Raw genomic sequence first — 17457 nt, forward strand, 5'->3', positions numbered from 1 at the left:
TTAATACAGCGCCGTCGTAACACAGCGCCGTTCCACACGCCGAACAACACACCCACCGCAACAACCCCTTTGAAGAAGTAGAAGAAGAGCACTCAGTGAGCACCCAGCCTGAACACCACAACCCACAAGCCGGTCAGCGCACCGGAGTCACCGCCCCGGCTGGCTTCCGCGCCGCCGGCGTCACCGCGGGCATCAAGCCCTCCGGCAACCCGGACATGGCCCTCCTGGTCAACGACGGCCCCGACTACCACGCCGCCGCGTTGTTCACCCGCAACCAGATCAAGGCCGCGCCTGTCCAGCTGACCAAGTCGCTGCACAACGGAACTTTCCGCGCAGCCGTCATCAACGCCGGCAACGCGAATGCCTGCACGGGGGAGCAGGGCATCGCGGACGCGAAGCGCACCGGGGAGCTCGTCGGCAGCGCGCTCGGCATCGACGCCGCGGACGTGGCCGTATGCTCCACCGGCCTGATCGGCGACCTGCTGCCGATGGACAAGATCGAGGCGGGAGTCGGGGCGCTGGCCTCCGAGCTCTCCACCGACCTCGAGGCCGGCACCAAGGCCGCCGAGGCGATCATGACCACGGATACCGTCATCAAGCAGGCGGCCTACGAGGGTGATGGCTGGAGCATCGGCGCGATGGCCAAGGGCGTGGGAATGATGGCCCCATCCCTGGCCACGATGCTGGTCTTCCTCACCACCGACGCCAAGCTGCCCAGCGCAGAGGCCGCCCAGGAGGCGTTGGGGGCGGCCAGCGGGGTCACCTTCGACTGCATCGACGTGGACGGCTCCACTTCCACCAACGACACCCTCATCATGCTCGCCAACGGTGCCTCCGGTGTGGAGCCGGACGCCGCTGAGTTCGCCCGCGCGGTCCACGAGGTGTGCCTCGACCTCACCCGCCAGCTGCAGGGTGATGCCGAGGGCGTGACCAAGAAGGTCGCGATCACCGTCACCGGCGCCGCTACGGACGAGGAGGCCAAGGCCGCCGCGCGCGTCATCGGCCGCGACAACCTCTTCAAGTGCGCGATGTTCGGCTCCGACCCGAACTGGGGCCGCGTGCTCGCCGCCGTCGGCATGGCCCCGGTGACCATGGACCCGAGCAAGATTCGGGTGTCCTTCAACGGCCACGACGTCTGCGTCGACGCCGCCGGAACCCCGAACGCCCGCGAGGTTGATCTCTCGGGTGAGGACATCGACGTCGAGGTCAACCTCGCCAGTGGTGACGGCACGGCTACCGTCTGGACCACCGACCTGTCCTACTCCTACGTCGAGATCAACTCCGAGTACTCCAGCTAAGCGCCAGCGGTAACCCAAGGATTCACCATGCCGAAGATTCACGACTCCTCCTGCACCAGCGGGCTCACCCCGTCGCAGCGCTCCCACGTGCTGGCCGAGGCCCTGCCATGGCTGCTGCACTACCGCGACAAGATCGTGGTGGTGAAGTACGGCGGCAACGCCATGATCGACGACGAGCTCAAGCGTGCCTTCGCCGCTGACATGGTTTTCCTCCGCGCGGTCGGCGCGCGCCCCGTCGTTGTGCACGGCGGCGGGCCACAGATCAACACGATGCTCGACAAGGTCGGCCTGGAAGGGGAGTTCCGCGGCGGCTTCCGCGTCACGTCGCCGGAGGTCATGGAGTACGTGCGCATGGTGCTCTTCGGCAAGGTCGGCCGCGAGCTGGTCGGGCTCATCAACGAGCACGGCCCCTACGCGGTGGGAGCCTCCGGCGAGGACGCCGGGCTGTTCACCGCCGAGAAGTTCCAGCCCGAGATCGACGGGGAGCTGGTGGACATCGGCCGGGTCGGCAACATCACCGACGTCGACCCCACCAGCCTGTTCGACCTCATCGATGCCGGTCGCATCCCGGTGGTTTCCACGATTGCCCCGGACGACGACGGCCTGGTCTACAACATCAATGCCGACACCGCCGCTGGTGCGCTGGCGGGGGCCCTGGATGCCGAGCGCCTCGTCATGCTCACCAACGTGCCGGGCCTCTACACGGACTGGCCGAACCGGGATTCGCTGGTCTCCAGCCTGACCCCGGAGGAGCTGGAGGAGCTCCTCCCGACCCTGGATAGCGGCATGATCCCGAAGATGACCGCCTGCCTGGACGCCATCCGCAACGGCGCGAAGGCCGCCCACGTCATCGATGGGCGCGTCCCACACTCGGTGATCCTCGAGTTGATGACCGAAGGCGGTATCGGCACGATGATCGCCGCCGAGTCCTACGAGCACTAAAAACCAGCAGCAAGAAACTTCCGACGCACAACCCGAAGGATCAAGGCGATGAGCAACACTGAATCTCAAGCCACTCCCGCCACGGAAGCCACCTGGCAGGACCGCTGGCAGCACACGCTGATGGACACCTACGGCACCCCGGCGCTCAACCTCGTCAAGGGGCAGGGCAGCTACGTCTGGGATAGCGAGGGCAAGAAGTACCTCGACCTGCTCTCCGGCATCGCGGTCAACGCCCTGGGGCACGCCCACCCCGCGATCGTCGAGGCCGTGACCACCCAGCTGCAGACCCTGGGGCACACCTCGAACGTCTTCGCCCACCCGCAGGTCATCGAGCTCGCGGGGAAGGTGACCTCGCTGGTCGGCACCGAGGAAGCTGCGGACGCCCGCGTGTTCTTCTGCAACTCCGGCGCCGAGGCCAACGAAGCCGCGTTCAAGATCGCGCGCGCGACCGGGCGGCCGAAGATCTTGGCCGCCGAGCGGGGCTTCCACGGGCGCACGATGGGGTCCCTGGCGCTGACCGGCCAGCCGGATAAGCGCAAGCCCTTCGAACCGATGCCAGCGGGCGTGGAGTACTACCCCTACGGCGACCTCGACGCCGTCGACGCCATGGCCGACGAGAACACCGCAGCCATCTTCCTGGAAGCCATCCAGGGCGAGACCGGCGTGATCCCCGCCCCGGAGGGCTTCCTCGCCGGGCTGCGTCGCATCTGCGACGAGCGCGGGATCCTCTTCATTGTCGACGAGGTCCAGGCGGGGATGGGCCGCACCGGCGCCTGGTTTGGTTTCCAGTCCGATGGTTCCGGCGTTGTTCCGGACGTCATCACCATGGCCAAGGGCCTGGGTGGCGGGCTCCCGATCGGCGCCTGCCTGGCCATGCCCCGGGCCCAGCTGCTGGCCAAGGGCATGCACGGCACCACCTTCGGCGGCAACCCGGTGGTCTGCGCCGCGGCTAATGCCGTGATCGATGAGATCAAGGAACAGAACCTGCTGGAGAACGTGCGACAGGTCGGGGCGCAGCTGGTCGCTGCCCTGCAGGACCACCCGCGGGTCACCGAGATCCGCGGCCGCGGCCTGATGCTGGGGGTCGTTCTGGACACCCCGTGCGAGCTCGACCCCGCGAACTACGGAATCCTGCTGAACAAGCCCTCGCCGGAGGTGCTGCGCATCGTGCCGCCGCTGAACCTGAGCCCCGCCGAGGCCGATGAGGCAGCGTCGAAGATCACCGCGATGCTCGACGACCTTCCGAACCCAACCGAGACGTCGACCACAGAAAGCTAGAAATGACCCTCGCAGAAAAGAACACCACGCCCCTGCGCCACATGCTGGCGGACGACGACCTCACCCCGGCCGAACAGGCGCAGGTCCTGGACCTGGCGGAGAAGGTGAAGGCCGACCGCTACGGCAACCCCTTCCGCAATATCCTGGAGCGCCAGTCCGTGGCGGTGCTGTTCGACAAGACCTCCACCCGCACCCGCTTCTCCTTCAGCGCCGGGATCACCGAGCTGGGCGGCAGCCCGATCGTCGTGGACTCCGGTAGTTCCCAGATGGGCAAGGGGGAGACTTTCCAGGACACCGGTGCGGTGCTCTCGCGGTTCGCCAGCATGATCGTGTGGCGCACCGGTGCGCACAGCAACCTCGCGGAGATGGCCGAGACCGCGACGGTGCCGATCATCAACTCCCTCTCCGATGATTTCCACCCCTGCCAGATCCTCGCGGACCTGCAGACCATCCGGGAGAAGAAGGGCGAGCTGGCCGGGTTGAAGGCCATCTACTTCGGCGACGGCGCCAACAACATGGCCAACAGCTACATGCTCGGCTTCGCCACCGCAGGCATCGACATCACGGTCTGCGCCCCGGAGGGCTTCCAGCCAGAGGCGGAGTTCGTGGAGCGGGCGAAGAAGCGGGCCGCGGAGACCGGAGCCACCGTTACCGTGACGGATGAGGTCACCGCTGCGGACGCCGACGTCGTCATCACGGACACGTGGGTGTCCATGGGCCAGGACCCGAACGTCGACCGCAGCGCCCTGCGCGCCTACCAGGTCAACGAGGAGCTCATGGCGGAGGCGAAGGAGGACGCGATCTTCCTGCACTGCCTGCCCGCCTACCGCGGCAACGAGGTCACCGCCGAGGTTATCGACGGCGAGCAGTCGGTGGTCTTCGACGAGGCCGAAAACCGCCTGCACGCGCAAAAGGCGCTGATGGTATGGCTGCTCCGTTAGACCGGCCGGCCGCGCCGTCGAAGTCCGCCCGGCAGGCGGCCATCGCACGGGTGATCGGCCAGCACCAGGTGGCGAACCAGCGCGAGCTGCTCGACATCCTGCACACCATGGATATCGAGATCACGCAGGCCACGCTCTCCCGGGACCTCGTGGACCTGGGAGCCCGCAAGGTGCGCACCGACGGCAAGTCCCACTACACCCTGGCCGAAGCCATGGTGGGGGACGGGCCAGCGCACCTGCGCCGGGTGCTTTCCGAGCTGCTGGTCGCCCACGACGATTCTGGCAACATCGCGGTGCTGCGCACCCCGCCGGGGGCGGCTCAATACCTGGCCAGCGTCCTCGACCGCTCGGAACTGCCGCAGACGGTGGGTACCATCGCGGGTGATGACACGGTCTTCGTGCTCGCCCGCGAGGGGCACAGTGGGGCCCAGGTTGCGGAGTATTTCGCGGAGCTGGCCCGCGGCTAGCAACCGTGCCAGCAAGCCGGTGGGCAAGCGGCCATCCAGAATGGGCGCCACTAGCCCGCGCCGGATGCTCAACAAAAAATCTGAACAACTAGAATCTTTAAAAGAAGAACAGAAAACGGGGAAAGGAAACCTCAATGAAGGATCGCGTCGTACTCGCATACTCCGGTGGCCTGGACACCACCGTCGCCATCAGCTGGATCGCCAAGGAGCGCAATGCTGAGGTCATCGCCGTGTCCATCGACCTGGGCCAGGGTGGCGAGGACATGGAGACCGTCCGCCAGCGCGCGCTCGGCGCCGGCGCTGTGGAGTCCATCGTCGTGGACGCCCGCGACGAGTTCGCCAACGACTACTGCCTGCCGACCATCAAGGCCAACGGTCTGTACATGAAGGAGTACCCGCTGGTCTCCGCGATCTCCCGCCCACTGATCGTCAAGCACATGGCCGAGGCTGCCAAGGAGCACAACGGCACTGCCGTCGCCCACGGCTGCACCGGTAAGGGCAACGACCAGGTCCGCTTCGAGGTCGGCTTCGCCAACACCGCACCGGAGCTGGAGATCATCGCCCCGGCCCGCGACTACGCCTGGACCCGCGACAAGGCCATCGCCTTCGCCGAGGAAAACGACATCCCGATCGAGCAGTCCAAGTCCTCCCCGTTCTCCATCGACCAGAACGTCTGGGGCCGCGCGGTTGAGACCGGCTACCTGGAGGACCTGTGGAACGCCCCGACCAAGGACGTCTACGCCTACACCGAGGACCCGGCCCTGGGCCAGGCCCCGGATGAGGTCATCATCTCCTTCGAGTCCGGTGTGCCGGTGGCCATCGACGGCCGCAAGGTCACCGTCCTGGAGGCCATCGAGGAGCTCAACCGCCGCGCTGGTGCGCAGGGTGTGGGCCGCCTGGACATGGTCGAGGACCGCCTGGTGGGCATCAAGTCCCGCGAGATCTACGAGGCTCCGGGCGCGATGACCCTCATCCGCGCGCACGAGGCCATGGAGGCCGTGACCATCGAGCGCGAGCTGGCCCGCTACAAGCGCGGCATCGACGCCGAGTGGTCCGACCTGGTCTACGACGGCCTGTGGTTCTCCCCGCTGAAGCGCTCCCTGGATGCCTTCATCGAGGAGTCCCAGGAGCACGTCACCGGCGACATTCGCCTGGTGCTGCACGCCGGCAACATCATCATCAATGGCCGCCGTTCCGACCACTCCCTCTACGACTTCAACCTGGCCACCTACGACGAGGGCGATAGCTTCGACCAGTCCCTGGCCAAGGGCTTCGTGGAGCTGCACGGCCTGTCCTCCAAGATCGCCGCTAAGCGCGATATGGGCATTCTGTAATAGCCCCTTCCTGGCGGGCGGTCCCGTTCGTGGGGCTGCCCGCCGTTAGTTTCTTTAAGACCGACTTTCTTTCACGACGTCACTCACGGAGAGGAATCCTTCAATGGCAGATCACGGTGCGTCCAATCCCGGTGCGCTGGACAAGCACGGCACGAACGAGGGCGCGCTCTGGGGCGGCCGCTTTTCCGGCGGCCCTTCGGAGGCCATGTTCGCGCTGTCTGTGTCCACCCACTTCGACTGGGTGCTCGCCCCCTATGACGTGCTCGCCTCGAAGGCGCACGCGAAGGTGCTGAATCGGGCCGGGCTCCTCTCCGACGCCGACCTGGAGACCATGCTGAACGGGCTGGACCAGCTGGGTCGGGACGTCGCGGATGGTTCCTTCGTCCCCGCACCCTCCGACGAGGACGTCCACGGCGCGATGGAGCGCGGCCTGATCGACCGGGTCGGCCCGGAGGTCGGCGGTCGCCTGCGCGCGGGACGTTCCCGCAATGACCAGGTGGCTGCGATGTTCCGCATGTGGATCCGCGACGCGATCCGCGACATCGCCGTCCAGGTCACCGAGCTGATCGACGCGCTCGCTGCCCAGGCGAAGGCTCACCCGGAGGCGATCATGCCGGGTAAGACGCACTCCCAGGCTGCCCAGCCGATCCTGCTGGCCCACTCGCTGCTGGCGCACGCCCAGCCGCTGCTGCGCGATATTCAGCGCCTGCAGGACCTGGATAAGCGCCTGGCTGTCTCGCCTTATGGCTCGGGCGCGCTGGCTGGTTCCTCGCTGAAGCTGGACCCGGAGGCCATCGCCGAAGAGCTCGGTTTCGACTCCGCGGCGGATAACTCCCTGGACGGTACTTCCTCCCGCGACTTCGCCTCCGAGACAGCATTCGTGCTCGCGCAGATCGCGGTGGACATGTCCCGCCTGGCCGAGGAGATCATCTACTGGTGCACCCCGGAGTACGGCTACGTCACGCTCTCTGATTCCTGGTCCACCGGCTCCTCGATCATGCCGCAGAAGAAGAACCCAGATGTGCCTGAGCTCGTGCGTGGCAAGACGGGTCGGTTGATCGGTAACCTCTCTGGTCTTATGGCCACCCTTAAGGGCCTGCCGCTGGCGTACAACCGCGACCTGCAGGAGGACAAGGAGCCGATCGTCGACTCGGTCGCGCAGCTCAATCTGCTGCTGCCGGCGATGACTGGCCTGGTATCCACCCTGACCTTCCACGAGGACCGCATGCGCGAGCTCGCCCCGGCGGGCTTCACGCTCGCGACGGACTTGGCGGAGTGGATGGTGCGCCAGGGCGTGCCGTTCCGGGAGGCTCACGAGGCCTCGGGTTCCTGCGTTCGTATCGCGGAGTCCCGCGGCGTGGACCTCATCGACCTCACCGATGAGGAGCTCGCCTCCGTGGATTCCCGGCTCACCCCGAAAGTCCGCGAGGTGCTCACCATCGACGGCGCGGTGGCGTCCCGGTCGACCCGCGGCGGCACCGCCGGTGTCCGGGTCGCCGAGCAGCGGGAGCGCGTCGAGAAGCTCTCCGGCGAGCTGCGCGGGTGGGCGGAAACGCCGGTCCGCGGCTAAGGAAAGAGCCTCGCGGGGTTTAGCCCCGCACCCCTCCGGGCAGGTTGTGCAGCGTGATTCCATACTCGCTGGCAACCTGCCCGTATTTTTCCACGAAGTGCTGGCTGCGTACTCCGGAGGCACAGTAGACCACCGCGTCGGTGCCCTGGTGGCGGGCGAAGGCCTCGGCCACTGCGGGGGAGGCAACGTCCAGGGTGCCAGCGGGATCCGCGAGCGCGGACATCGCCAGGTGCTCGTCTGCGCCCTGCTCGCCGATGAATCCCGGCTGGGCGAGGAGCGTTTCGTGGTACTCGCGCACGTCCACCGTAAAGGCCTTGCCGGTGCGGACGAGCTCGTGCAGCGCGGCGTTGCCCGGCGCCTGCGCCGGGTGGGATCCTGGGTCCTGGTCTGGCGTGGTGTGCGAGGCCTCCGGTGACTGGACTGCGCAGGCGGTAGTGGAGGCTGCGGTGTCGTCTCTGGGGGAGAGGGCCGCGACCGGCTGGCGGCTCGGGTCGGGCGCGATGCGGAAGCTCTGGGTCCGCGCTGTCAGCGCGTCGTAGCTAACAACCGTGCCGAGCAGTGGCTGACCGACCCCGGTGACCCACTTGATGGCCTCCGTGGCCGCCAGCGCGCCCATCACCGCGGTGGTCGCACCCAACACGCCGGCGCTCGCGCAGTCGGGGATCGAATCTCCGCTGGGCTTCTCTGGGAACAGATCCCGCAGCCCGATGCCGCGTTCACCGCTGGCGGTGGAGTTGAACACCGAGATCTGCCCGGCGAAACGCAGGACCGTGGTCCAGACCAGGGGAGTACCGGAGATTTCGGCGGCGTCGGCCACCAGAAACTTCGTGTCGAAGTTATCGGAGCCGTCGATGACCAGATCGACCTGCCGGAAAGCCTCGACGATATTGTTCGCGTCCAGGCGGTACTGGTGGGTTTCGACCTCAATATCCGGCTGGATGCGCTTCAAGGCGTCGGTGGCCGCATCCACCTTCGCCCGGCCGACGTCCTCGGCAGAGAACAGGATCTGGCGGTGCAGGTTGGTCACGTCCACCGTGTCGTCGTCATAGAGCACGATCGTGCCCACCCCGGCCGAAGCCAGGGACTGCATCGCGGGGCAACCTAATCCGCCGGCCCCAACGACGAGCACGCGGGCATCGTGCAGCCGCTGCTGCTCGGCGGGCCCGAAGCCCGGCAGGTTCAGGTGGCGGGCGGTGCGCCGTTGTTCCCGGTAGGGCAGGGAGACGAAATCCCCGGCGGGGAAGGCCTGCTCGGTTCCCGCTGTGTGCGGGGAAGAAGTGTGTGTGCTTTCAGCCACGCTTAGAGCACCTCCTCAGCCCAGTCCTCGTCCCAGGACGCCAGGCCCTCGAAGCTGGAGCTGGCCAGCGCGCCCTCCGCGTGGGTACGCTGCGGGATGCGTCCCGCCACAGCGGCCAGGCGGCCGGCCTCGACGGCGTGCTTCATGGCGGTGGCCATAGCGACCGGGTCCTGGCAGCGGTTGACGGCGCTGGCGAGCAGCACGCCGCTGCAGCCGAGCTCCATGGCCAGCGCGGCATCCGATGCGGTGCCCACCCCGGCGTCCAGCAGCACCGGGACCGAGGCGCGGGCGCAGATCAGTTCGATATTGTGCGGGTTGAGGATGCCCAGCCCAGTGCCGATCGGGGAGCCCAGCGGCATCACGGCCGCCGCTCCGGCATCCTCCAGTCGCTTGGCGACCACGGGGTCGTCGCTGGTGTAGGCCAGCACCTCGAAGCCTTCGGCGACCAGCATTTCGCAGGTGTCCACCAGCTCCACCACGTCGGGCAGGAGTGTGCGGTCGTCGGCGATGAGCTCCAGCTTCACCCAGTTGGTGCCCAGCGCCTCGCGGGCGAGCTGGGCGGTGAGGATCGCATCCTTAGCAGCCCGGCAGCCCGCTGTATTCGGCAGGACGTCGATGCCCAGGCGGTTCAACAGCCCGAAGACGCTCTCGCCTCCCGCAGCGCCGTTCGGAGCTCCAGCGGTGCCAGCGTTCTTGCCTGCCCGGAAGCGGCGCATGGCCACGGTGGTCAGCTGGGTACCGCTTGCCACCAGGGCTTTCTCGAGCAGCGTCTGGCTGGTCGCCCCGCCGGTGCCCATGATCAGGTGCGAGTCGAACTTCTTACCTGCGATTTCAAGCATCTATGCCTTCTTCTGTGTGTGTCGGTGCCGTCGTTCCAGGGGCTTCGTGGCTGGCTCAGCCGAGCGAGCGGGAAACGGCTAGCCTTAGCCGCCCTGCACTGCGACGAGGATGTCGATCTCGTCGCCGTCGGCCACCCCGCGGTTCTCCCACTGACTGCGTGGCACGACTGCTTGGTTCAGCGCGATCGCGATGCCCGTGGCATCCTTCTCGCCGGTCTCGTTGGCGACGACGTCGGCGATCGTGAGTCCCGCCTTGCCCTGGCGCTCTTCCTGGTTCACCGTGTAATTCATTCTCAACGTCCTCTCGCTCGTTTTTCTCCGGGAGTTCTTTTGCCCATTATCTCCCAGTCGCGTGCCACTGGCTCAGTGCGTCTCGGTCGCGAAGCGGTCCCAGCGGCACGCCTTGAGGCTCACCCCGGCCGCCTTTGCGGCCTCGCCCAACGCCACATCGCCATCACCAGCGGTGAGCCCCAGGTGTGCCGTCACCTTAGCGCCCAGTGCAGACAATAAGATTCCGTGCCGGAAGTAGCCCGCGGAGATCACCACATTCCCGCTGGTCTTGCCGATCAAGGGTAGGTCGTCGGGCGTGCCTGGGCGTTCCCCAGCAAGGGCTTCGATGAACTCGCAGTCCTCGATTCCCGGCACCACGCGGATAGCGTCGCGCAGCAGCGTGTAGACCCCGTCGGCAGCGGGTGCCCGGCGTTCGTCCTCCCGTGTCGTCGCGCCCACGGCGATCGTGCCGTCGGTGCGGGGGATGACGTAGATCGGTCGGTCCTCGAAGAACCCCCGGATCACGCGCTCCACCGGGGCGGGCCTGCCTTCGGCCACGCCGAGGCGGATCAGGTCCCCGCGCACGGGCCGCACCGGCAGCGTAGGGGCGCCCTCGAGCGTTGCTGCCCCCACGCCGTTACAGACGTAGACGCTCCCGCTCACGTCCACTGCCGTGTCGTCGGCGAGACGCACTGCGGTGCACCTGCTGGCTTGTTCTGCGTTGCCGAGGTCGGTGTGAGCCCCCGCCGCATCGCTGCCGTGCACCAGCCCGGTCGCTTCCTGCTCCAGGAAGGCCGCGCCCTTCTTTTTCAGGACGTCGACGGCCGCAGCGCAGTACAACCGGGGGTTGACTTGATGGTCGCCGGGGATCTCCACGGCGCCAGCGAGCTGCGGGTGCAGTCCAGGTTCAAGCTTGCGGGCTTGACGCACGGGCAGTCGGGTGGCCGTCATCCCGTGGGATCGCTGGTGTTCCAGCAATTCAGCGAGGTGGGTGGCGTCGGCGCGGTCAGCAGCGACGACGAGCGTGGATTCCTCTCGGTAGCCGGTGGGCAAATCGGTGACGGACTCGACAGCTTCGCGCAGCGCCGGCCACAGCTCGGCGGCGCGGATCATCAGGGGGTAGAGCTCCTCCTGCCCGTACTGCACCTCGGCGACGGGGGCAAGCATGCCACCCGCGACCCACGAGGCACCGCTGATCGGTGCTGGGTCGATGATCGCGATGTCTGCGGCGGGCACCCCGGCTTGGGTTAGTTCCACGGCGGTGCTGAGACCAATGATCCCGGCGCCGATAATCACATGCTCGTAGCTGCTCAAGGTCTTGTTCTTTCTAGTGGTGCGCTCGCGCCACGAATTGGGTGGGCTGCGGAACTGCGACCCACGGTCTGCGGTATTGATTCTCGGATAATGGGCAAGGTATGCGTCCGCCTCATGTGCGGTTGAGGTAGCCGGTTCGGATCTGCCAGCTGCGCAGCAGCGCGGCGGCCACCGCGATGGCGGACAAAACGGCGAAGGGGAGCGAAGGGCCCACTCGTGGCTCAAGAACCTGCATCAGCGGTGGCAGGGCGAAGCCCACGTAGGTCGCGACGTAGTAGGCCCCGAGGATACGGCCACGGTGGGAGGCCGGGGAGTAGGCGTTGACGTCCAGCAGACCGTCGCGCAGGCACAGGCCATAGCCGAGCCCGAGCAGCACGGTGGCCAGGAAGAACAGCGGCAGCGAGGGAGCCGCGCCACCGAGGGCGACGACGAGGAAGCCGGCCCCTGCGCACAGGATCCCGACGATCCCGGAGCACGGACCCCAGGCCCAGCGGCGCCCTGCCGCCTGGACCGCCAGTCCTGTGCCGAAGCCGACCGCTGCCGCGATGCCAGGCAGGAACACCCCGGTCTCGAAGTACTCGGCCACCCGCGCGGCAAGCCCCACGAAGGCGGTGGTGATCGCCGCGAAAACCCACATCGCCACCGGCACCGAGGTCGCCAGCGCCTTGCGGGGCGAGGCGCTCGGATCAACCTGCGGATCCTCCGCCACTGCCAGGATCTGGCGGGGCATGTCACCAGTGCGCAGTGAGAACACCACGGCCGCGAGCGAGGCGATGATGCTCAGCACAAAAGGCAGCCAGAGTGGCGAGAATGCGAACTCGGCGAGCCCGGAGATCACCGGCCCCAGCGCGAAGCCGGAGGTGAGAACGATACCGGCCAGCGTGGAGCCCGCGGGCCCATTCAGCCGCGCAGCCCACGCGGTGCCCGCGCTAACCACCAGGCCCACGCCCAGCCCCACGATGAAGCGGCCAGTGAGTAGCCCAGGCGCTCCGTGGAAGAGCATGAGGATGCTATTGCCAACCACCGCGATGAGCGATCCCGCCAATGCCACCAGGCGCCCGCCGAAGCGGTCGGCCAGCGCACCGCCGATGAGGAGGCTCGGCACCAAACCCAGCGCGTAGATCCCATAGGCGCCGTTGACCAGCAGCGGGGACAAGTTGAGCTGCTCCCGCAGCGCCACGAGTACGGACGCGAAGTGATTCGCCGACCAGCCCGCGGTGAGCAGGAGGGCTGCGACGCTGATAAAAACTCTCCGCGCGCTCGTTCCGGGTGTGCTCATAGGCCCTATCTAACGCTCGTTGGCCCCCGAAAACTGGGAAACCACGCTCTCGGCATAGGCCTTCGGGTCCTCGGCTTGCATGATTCCGCGGACGATCGCCAACCCGGCCACACCGGTGGCAGCCAGTTCTGTGGCGTCCTCGGCCCGGACGTCACCGATCGCGACGACCGGCACTGCGGAGGCAGCGACGAGCGCAGGGTAGCCCGCCAGCCCGAGCGGCTCGCGGCCCGAGTTCTTCGTCGGGGTGGGGCGGAAGGGGCCAGCGCCGATGTAGTCGATGACGTCGGCGTAGCCATTCGCTCCCTCCACCAGTTCCAGGGTGCCGGTGGTCAGCCCGATGATCGCGTTTTCGCCCAGCACAGCGCGCGCCAGTCGCGGGTCGAGGTCATCCTGCCCGATATGCGCGCCGTGGATGTTGTGCTCCGCCATCAGGGCAGCGGCGACGTCCACGCGGTCGTCGATGAGGACCACCGCGTTCGGATTCGCGTCGGCCACGGCCGCTGCGACCTTGATGGAGAGCTCCGTGAGCTGACGGACGGTGATCGGCTTGCTGCGGACCTGGATCACCCCAGCACCACCGGCCGCTGCCTCGGCAGCGATGCGGGTGATCTCCCCGCATTCCTCTTCCCAGTCGAGATCCGGGATGCGGCCGGTGACGAAGTAGCAGGTCAACGCCCGGGGGTCCAGTGTCCGGGGGTTGGCTACCTGCCCACCCACACCTGTGCCGCCAGCCTGGCGACCGTCATCGTTGCTAGCTGTGCTGGACACTCGCATCTTCCTCCAAGTAAATCTGCCCGCCGCGTTCCAGGAACTCCGCGGACTTCTCATCCATGCCGGCCTCGACGGCAGCCAGGACGTCAGGGTCGGCGTGTGCTGCATCCTTGGGCTGACCGATGCTTGGCAGACCCAGGTCAGCGGCCATCTTGTCGCCGAACTCGTCGCGAATGTCCTGGCTGATGCGCATGGAGCAGAACTTCGGCCCACACATCGAGCAGAAGTGAGCCGTCTTCGCAGGCTCCGCCGGCAGCGTCTCGTCGTGGTACGCCTGCGCGGTATCCGGGTCCAGCGAGAGCGCGAACTGGTCGTGCCAGCGGAACTCGAAGCGGGCCTTGCTCATGGCGTCGTCCCACTCGTGGGCGCCCGGGTGACCCTTGGCCACGTCCGCGGCGTGCGCGGCGAGCTTGTAGGTAATCACGCCGGTCTTCACATCGTCCTTATTCGGCAGTCCCAGGTGCTCCTTTGGGGTGACGTAGCACAGCATCGCGGTGCCACCGGCGGCGATATTCGCCGCGCCGATCGCGGAGGTGATGTGGTCATAACCCGGTGCGATATCCGTGACCAGCGGCCCAAGGGTATAGAACGGCGCGCCACCGCACCACTCCTCTTCCTTCTCGTTGTTGAGCTGGATCTTGTTCAGCGGAACGTGCCCAGGGCCTTCGATCATGACCTGGACGTCGTAATCCCAGGCGCGGTTGCACAGCTCGCCGATGGTCTTCAGCTCAGCGAACTGGGCGGTGTCGTTGGCATCGGCGATGGAGCCCGGCCGCAGACCGTCACCCAAAGAGAACGCGACGTCGTAGGCCGCGAAGATCTCGCACAGCTCGTCGAAGTTCTCGTAGAGGAAGGACTCCTTGTGGTGGGCCAGGCACCAACCCGCCATGATCGACCCGCCACGGGAAACGATGCCGGTGACGCGCTTGGAAGTCAGCGGCACGAAGGGCAGGCGCACACCAGCGTGGACGGTCATGTAGTCCACGCCCTGCTCAGCCTGCTCGACGACGGTGTCGCGGAAGATCTCCCAGGTGAGGTCCTCGGCCACGCCACCCACCTTCTCCAGCGCCTGGTAGATCGGCACGGTGCCGATCGGAACCGGGGAGTTGCGCAGGATCCATTCGCGGGTGGTGTGGATGTCGTTACCGGTGGACAGATCCATCACGGTGTCCGCGCCCCAACGCGTGGCCCAGCGCAGCTTGTCCACCTCCTCGCGGATGGAGCTGGTGACCGCGGAGTTGCCGATGTTGGCGTTGATCTTGGTGAGGAACTGGTTACCGATAATCATCGGTTCGGATTCCGGGTGGTTGACGTTGTTCGGGATGATCGCCCGGCCGGAGGCCACCGCCGCGCGCACCTTCTCGACGTCGCAGTTCTCGCGCAGTGCGACGAACTCCATCTCGCGGGTGACCTCCCCGCGGCGGGCGTAGGCCATCTGGGTCACGCGCTGGCCCTGCTTGGCGCGCAGTGGTGCTCGCTTCTCGCCGCGCCACTCCTCGCTGGCTGCGCCGCGCTTGGCTGCCCGGGTGCCGTCGTCCAGCAGGTTGCGCTTCCGGCCCTCGTATTCTTCGACATCGCCGCGGTCGCGGATCCACTCGTTGCGCAGCGCAGGCAGGCCCACCTCCGGCTCCGCGTAGGGGCCACGGGTGCGGTAGATCTTGACCGGCTCGTTGGGGCCGGTGGGGGAATCGTCCAGGTCGATCGCGGTCTGCGGTACCTCGAGACCATTGACCCGCAGGGGTGCGTAGCGGTGCTTCGGGTGAATTTCGGACGCGTAAATATCTACGTTTTGCGCGCTCATGAAGAGCTCCTCCAACTTCCTTCGCTGGTGCTAACCAGACAGGTTCAGACGGTTCCGCGCTGGCGTGCGCGATCTCAGCCCCAGCCACCTCAGGGGCACCCGTATTTCGGTACGAAACCAACCATAGCGAACGCTTCGGACACGCAAATAATGAATGAATGCGGGCCCGAAATTGAGGGGAGGGCGGCGTCCTAAAACAACAGCAATGAACACAGGGGAGAGGGCAGAAAGCGGGTAGGGGTAGCCAAGCGAACGGGAGGAAAAGATGTCGCTACAATGAGACGCATGATTGATCCGAAGCTTCTGGAGATCCTCGCCTGCCCGCAAGACAAGCAGCCGCTGGAGGATCACGGCGACTATCTGGTGAACCCGCGGCTGGGACGTGCCTATCCGGTCTCCGATGGCATCCCGGTTCTGCTCACCGATGAGGCGGTCGACTGGCCGCTGGCAGAAGCTTAAAAACGATCACACATCTTTGACTGAGGAAAGACATGTCTAACGAGACGATTCAAAACTCCAACCTGGTTGACGAGCTGCAGTGGCGCGGGCTGATCGCCGACTCCACCGACCTGGACGAGCTCCGCGAGCAGCTGAAGAACCCGACCGCGGTCTACTGCGGCTTCGACCCGACGGGCGATTCCCTCCACGCCGGCCACCTCGTGCCGCTGCTCCTGCTGCGTCGCTTCCAGCTGGCCGGGCACAAGGCTTTCGCCCTGGCGGGTGGTGCCACCGGCATGATCGGCGACCCGCGCGACGTGGGCGAGCGCTCCATGCTGACCGAGGAGCAGGTTGCCGAGAACGTGGAGCACATCAAGAAGCAGCTGCGCGCTTTCCTCCTCTTCGAGGGCAGCGCTGAGCTGGAGGAAGCGGGCAAGGACCTGCACGCCGCGACGCTGGTCAACAACGCTGACTGGATCGGCAAGATGTCCGTCATCCACTTCCTGCGCGACCTGGGCAAGAACTTTTCGCTGAACACGATGCTCTCCCGCGACACCGTGAAGCGTCGCCTGGCAGCAGATGGCATCTCCTACACCGAGTTTTCCTACATGCTGCTTCAGGCGAATGACTTCGTTCACCTGCACCGCGAGCACGACGTCTGCGTGCAGGTCGGTGGCTCTGACCAGTGGGGCAACATCGTCTCCGGTGTGGACCTGGTCCGCCGCATGGACGGGGATTCTGTCCACGGCCTCACGGTTCCGCTGGTCACGGACTCTGAGGGCAAGAAGTTCGGCAAGTCCACGGGTGGCGGCAATCTGTGGCTCGATCCGGAGCTGACCAGCCCGTACAGCTGGTACCAGTACTTCTTCAACACCGCCGACGCCGACGTGGTGAAGTTCCTCCGCATGTTCACCTTCCTGGACCGCGAGGAGATCGACCGCCTTGCCGTGGAGGTCGCCGAGCGCCCGTTCAAGCGGGAGGCGCAGCGTGTTCTCGCCCAGGAGATGACGGCGCTGGTTCACGGTGAGGACGCCGTCGGCAAGGTCGAGCTGGCTGCCCAGGCGCTGTTCGGTCGCGCAGACCTGAGCGAGCTCGACGAGCAGACTCTCGCCGCGGCTCTGCAGGAGACGACGGTCGCGGAGGGTGCTGTTGGTGCAAGCCTCGTCGAGCTGCTCGTCGCTGCTGGCCTGGAGAAGTCCAATGGTGCGGCCCGCCGAACCATTAAGGAGGGCGGTGCGTACGTAAATAACGAGCGCATCGACGACGCCGAGTGGACCGTCTCTGAGGAAGACCTTCTGGTTGGCGGTTGGCTGGTGCTGCGTAAGGGGAAGAAGAACTTCGCCGGCGCGAAGATCAGCTCCTAGGCGAGCAGCGCTGTGCCGTTCCTGGAGTGAGCGCCGAAGCTGTTGAACAAACCCGGGCATCGTTGACCATGATGATGCCCGGGTTTTCTGCTTCCACCTGCGGTTTTGTGTTTGTTGTGGGGTGTGTGTAGATTATTGATCTGCAAGGCCGACGGCGCTGATGCCGGGTGGTTGGATTTCCCTTTCGGTCTTGTTTCTTGTCGCCGAGTGTGTGAACGCCAAGTGATCGTGAGTTTTTCTCCGGTTTGCTTCTG

General features: G+C 66.5%; 16 protein-coding genes and 1 riboswitch. Of the genes, 9 read left to right on the forward strand and 7 right to left on the reverse strand.

Translation table 11 applies throughout. From position 1 onward, the window contains the following. Positions 1 to 95 precede the first annotated feature (95 nt). From argJ to argH, 7 genes are all read left to right on the forward strand, one after another. Positions 96 to 1298 (forward strand): bifunctional glutamate N-acetyltransferase/amino-acid acetyltransferase ArgJ, encoded by a 1203-nt coding sequence (gene argJ / locus HMPREF3088_RS02260; RefSeq protein WP_070758157.1) that lies wholly within the window; start codon positions 96 to 98, stop codon positions 1296 to 1298. 27 nt (positions 1299 to 1325) lie between these two features. Beyond that, positions 1326 to 2240, forward strand: a complete 915-nt coding sequence (gene argB / locus HMPREF3088_RS02265; RefSeq protein ID WP_070758159.1) for an acetylglutamate kinase — start codon at positions 1326 to 1328, stop codon at positions 2238 to 2240. A gap of 48 nt (positions 2241 to 2288) precedes the next feature. Further along, on the forward strand, positions 2289 to 3518 hold the full coding sequence (locus tag HMPREF3088_RS02270) for an acetylornithine transaminase (RefSeq protein WP_070758161.1): 1230 nt from the start codon (positions 2289 to 2291) through the stop codon (positions 3516 to 3518). 2 nt (positions 3519 to 3520) lie between these two features. Beyond that, positions 3521 to 4459 carry an ornithine carbamoyltransferase gene (gene argF, locus HMPREF3088_RS02275; protein ID WP_070758163.1) on the forward strand — a complete coding sequence of 313 codons (939 nt, stop codon included), beginning with the start codon at positions 3521 to 3523 and terminating at the stop codon, positions 4457 to 4459. After that, positions 4444 to 4926, forward strand: coding sequence for an arginine repressor (argR, locus tag HMPREF3088_RS02280; RefSeq protein WP_070758165.1), 483 nt, complete (start codon positions 4444 to 4446; stop codon positions 4924 to 4926). The genes argF and argR overlap by 16 nt, the downstream gene beginning before the upstream one ends. Before the next feature lie 134 nt (positions 4927 to 5060). After that, positions 5061 to 6260 (forward strand): argininosuccinate synthase, encoded by a 1200-nt coding sequence (locus tag HMPREF3088_RS02285; RefSeq protein ID WP_070758167.1) that lies wholly within the window; start codon positions 5061 to 5063, stop codon positions 6258 to 6260. Between the two features lie 136 nt (positions 6261 to 6396). Continuing rightward, a complete protein-coding gene (gene argH, locus HMPREF3088_RS02290) occupies positions 6397 to 7830 on the forward strand; it encodes an argininosuccinate lyase (protein WP_210401474.1) in 1434 nt (477 codons plus the stop codon). 19 nt (positions 7831 to 7849) lie between these two features. Here the strand turns inward: argH and HMPREF3088_RS02295 are convergent, their stop codons facing one another. The 7 genes from HMPREF3088_RS02295 to thiC form a co-directional block, all read right to left on the reverse strand. Next, positions 7850 to 9127, reverse strand: a complete 1278-nt coding sequence (locus HMPREF3088_RS02295) for a ThiF family adenylyltransferase (RefSeq protein ID WP_070758171.1) — start codon at positions 9125 to 9127, stop codon at positions 7850 to 7852. 2 nt (positions 9128 to 9129) lie between these two features. After that, positions 9130 to 9966 (reverse strand): thiazole synthase, encoded by an 837-nt coding sequence (locus HMPREF3088_RS02300; protein ID WP_070758173.1) that lies wholly within the window; start codon positions 9964 to 9966, stop codon positions 9130 to 9132. Positions 9967 to 10050: 84 nt separating this feature from the next. Further along, entirely contained in the window at positions 10051 to 10257 is a 207-nt protein-coding gene (thiS, locus tag HMPREF3088_RS02305) for a sulfur carrier protein ThiS (protein WP_070758175.1), read from the reverse strand. A 72-nt stretch (positions 10258 to 10329) separates the two neighbouring features. After that, a complete protein-coding gene (gene thiO / locus HMPREF3088_RS02310; protein WP_070758177.1) occupies positions 10330 to 11550 on the reverse strand; it encodes a glycine oxidase ThiO in 1221 nt (406 codons plus the stop codon). Between the two features lie 112 nt (positions 11551 to 11662). Next, entirely contained in the window at positions 11663 to 12829 is a 1167-nt protein-coding gene (locus HMPREF3088_RS02315; protein WP_070758179.1) for an MFS transporter, read from the reverse strand. A gap of 9 nt (positions 12830 to 12838) precedes the next feature. Then, positions 12839 to 13516 (reverse strand): thiamine phosphate synthase, encoded by a 678-nt coding sequence (locus HMPREF3088_RS02320; RefSeq protein ID WP_371441285.1) that lies wholly within the window; start codon positions 13514 to 13516, stop codon positions 12839 to 12841. 64 nt (positions 13517 to 13580) lie between these two features. Continuing rightward, positions 13581 to 15401 (reverse strand): phosphomethylpyrimidine synthase ThiC, encoded by a 1821-nt coding sequence (thiC, locus tag HMPREF3088_RS02325; RefSeq protein WP_070758197.1) that lies wholly within the window; start codon positions 15399 to 15401, stop codon positions 13581 to 13583. Next, a riboswitch (TPP riboswitch) is annotated at positions 15401 to 15514 on the reverse strand. It overlaps the preceding gene by 1 nt. 172 nt (positions 15515 to 15686) lie before the next feature. On the opposite strand from thiC, the gene HMPREF3088_RS02330 reads away from it, so the two are divergent. Continuing rightward, positions 15687 to 15860 carry a Trm112 family protein gene (locus HMPREF3088_RS02330; RefSeq protein WP_041628482.1) on the forward strand — a complete coding sequence of 58 codons (174 nt, stop codon included), beginning with the start codon at positions 15687 to 15689 and terminating at the stop codon, positions 15858 to 15860. Positions 15861 to 15892: 32 nt separating this feature from the next. Beyond that, on the forward strand, positions 15893 to 17203 hold the full coding sequence (gene tyrS, locus HMPREF3088_RS02335; RefSeq protein ID WP_070758181.1) for a tyrosine--tRNA ligase: 1311 nt from the start codon (positions 15893 to 15895) through the stop codon (positions 17201 to 17203). The last annotated feature ends 254 nt before the right edge of the window (positions 17204 to 17457 follow it).

This window comes from Corynebacterium sp. HMSC22B11, from assembly GCF_001815965.1.
Taxonomy (GTDB): domain Bacteria; phylum Actinomycetota; class Actinomycetes; order Mycobacteriales; family Mycobacteriaceae; genus Corynebacterium.

Excerpts from the sequence above, each read along its gene's own strand:
- HMPREF3088_RS02300 (WP_070758173.1), bottom strand. The coding sequence starts at position 9,966 with ATGCTTGAAATCGCAGGTAAGAAGTTCGACTCGCACCTGATCATGGGC.
- HMPREF3088_RS02270 (WP_070758161.1), top strand. The coding sequence starts at position 2,289 with ATGAGCAACACTGAATCTCAAGCCACTCCCGCCACGGAAGCCACCTGG.
- HMPREF3088_RS02285 (WP_070758167.1), top strand. The coding sequence starts at position 5,061 with ATGAAGGATCGCGTCGTACTCGCATACTCCGGTGGCCTGGACACCACC.
- HMPREF3088_RS02315 (WP_070758179.1), bottom strand. The coding sequence starts at position 12,829 with ATGAGCACACCCGGAACGAGCGCGCGGAGAGTTTTTATCAGCGTCGCA.
- argB (WP_070758159.1), top strand. The coding sequence starts at position 1,326 with ATGCCGAAGATTCACGACTCCTCCTGCACCAGCGGGCTCACCCCGTCG.
- thiC (WP_070758197.1), bottom strand. The coding sequence starts at position 15,401 with ATGAGCGCGCAAAACGTAGATATTTACGCGTCCGAAATTCACCCGAAG.
- HMPREF3088_RS02330 (WP_041628482.1), top strand. The coding sequence starts at position 15,687 with ATGATTGATCCGAAGCTTCTGGAGATCCTCGCCTGCCCGCAAGACAAG.
- thiS (WP_070758175.1), bottom strand. The coding sequence starts at position 10,257 with ATGAATTACACGGTGAACCAGGAAGAGCGCCAGGGCAAGGCGGGACTC.
- argF (WP_070758163.1), top strand. The coding sequence starts at position 3,521 with ATGACCCTCGCAGAAAAGAACACCACGCCCCTGCGCCACATGCTGGCG.
- argR (WP_070758165.1), top strand. The coding sequence starts at position 4,444 with ATGGCTGCTCCGTTAGACCGGCCGGCCGCGCCGTCGAAGTCCGCCCGG.
- tyrS (WP_070758181.1), top strand. The coding sequence starts at position 15,893 with ATGTCTAACGAGACGATTCAAAACTCCAACCTGGTTGACGAGCTGCAG.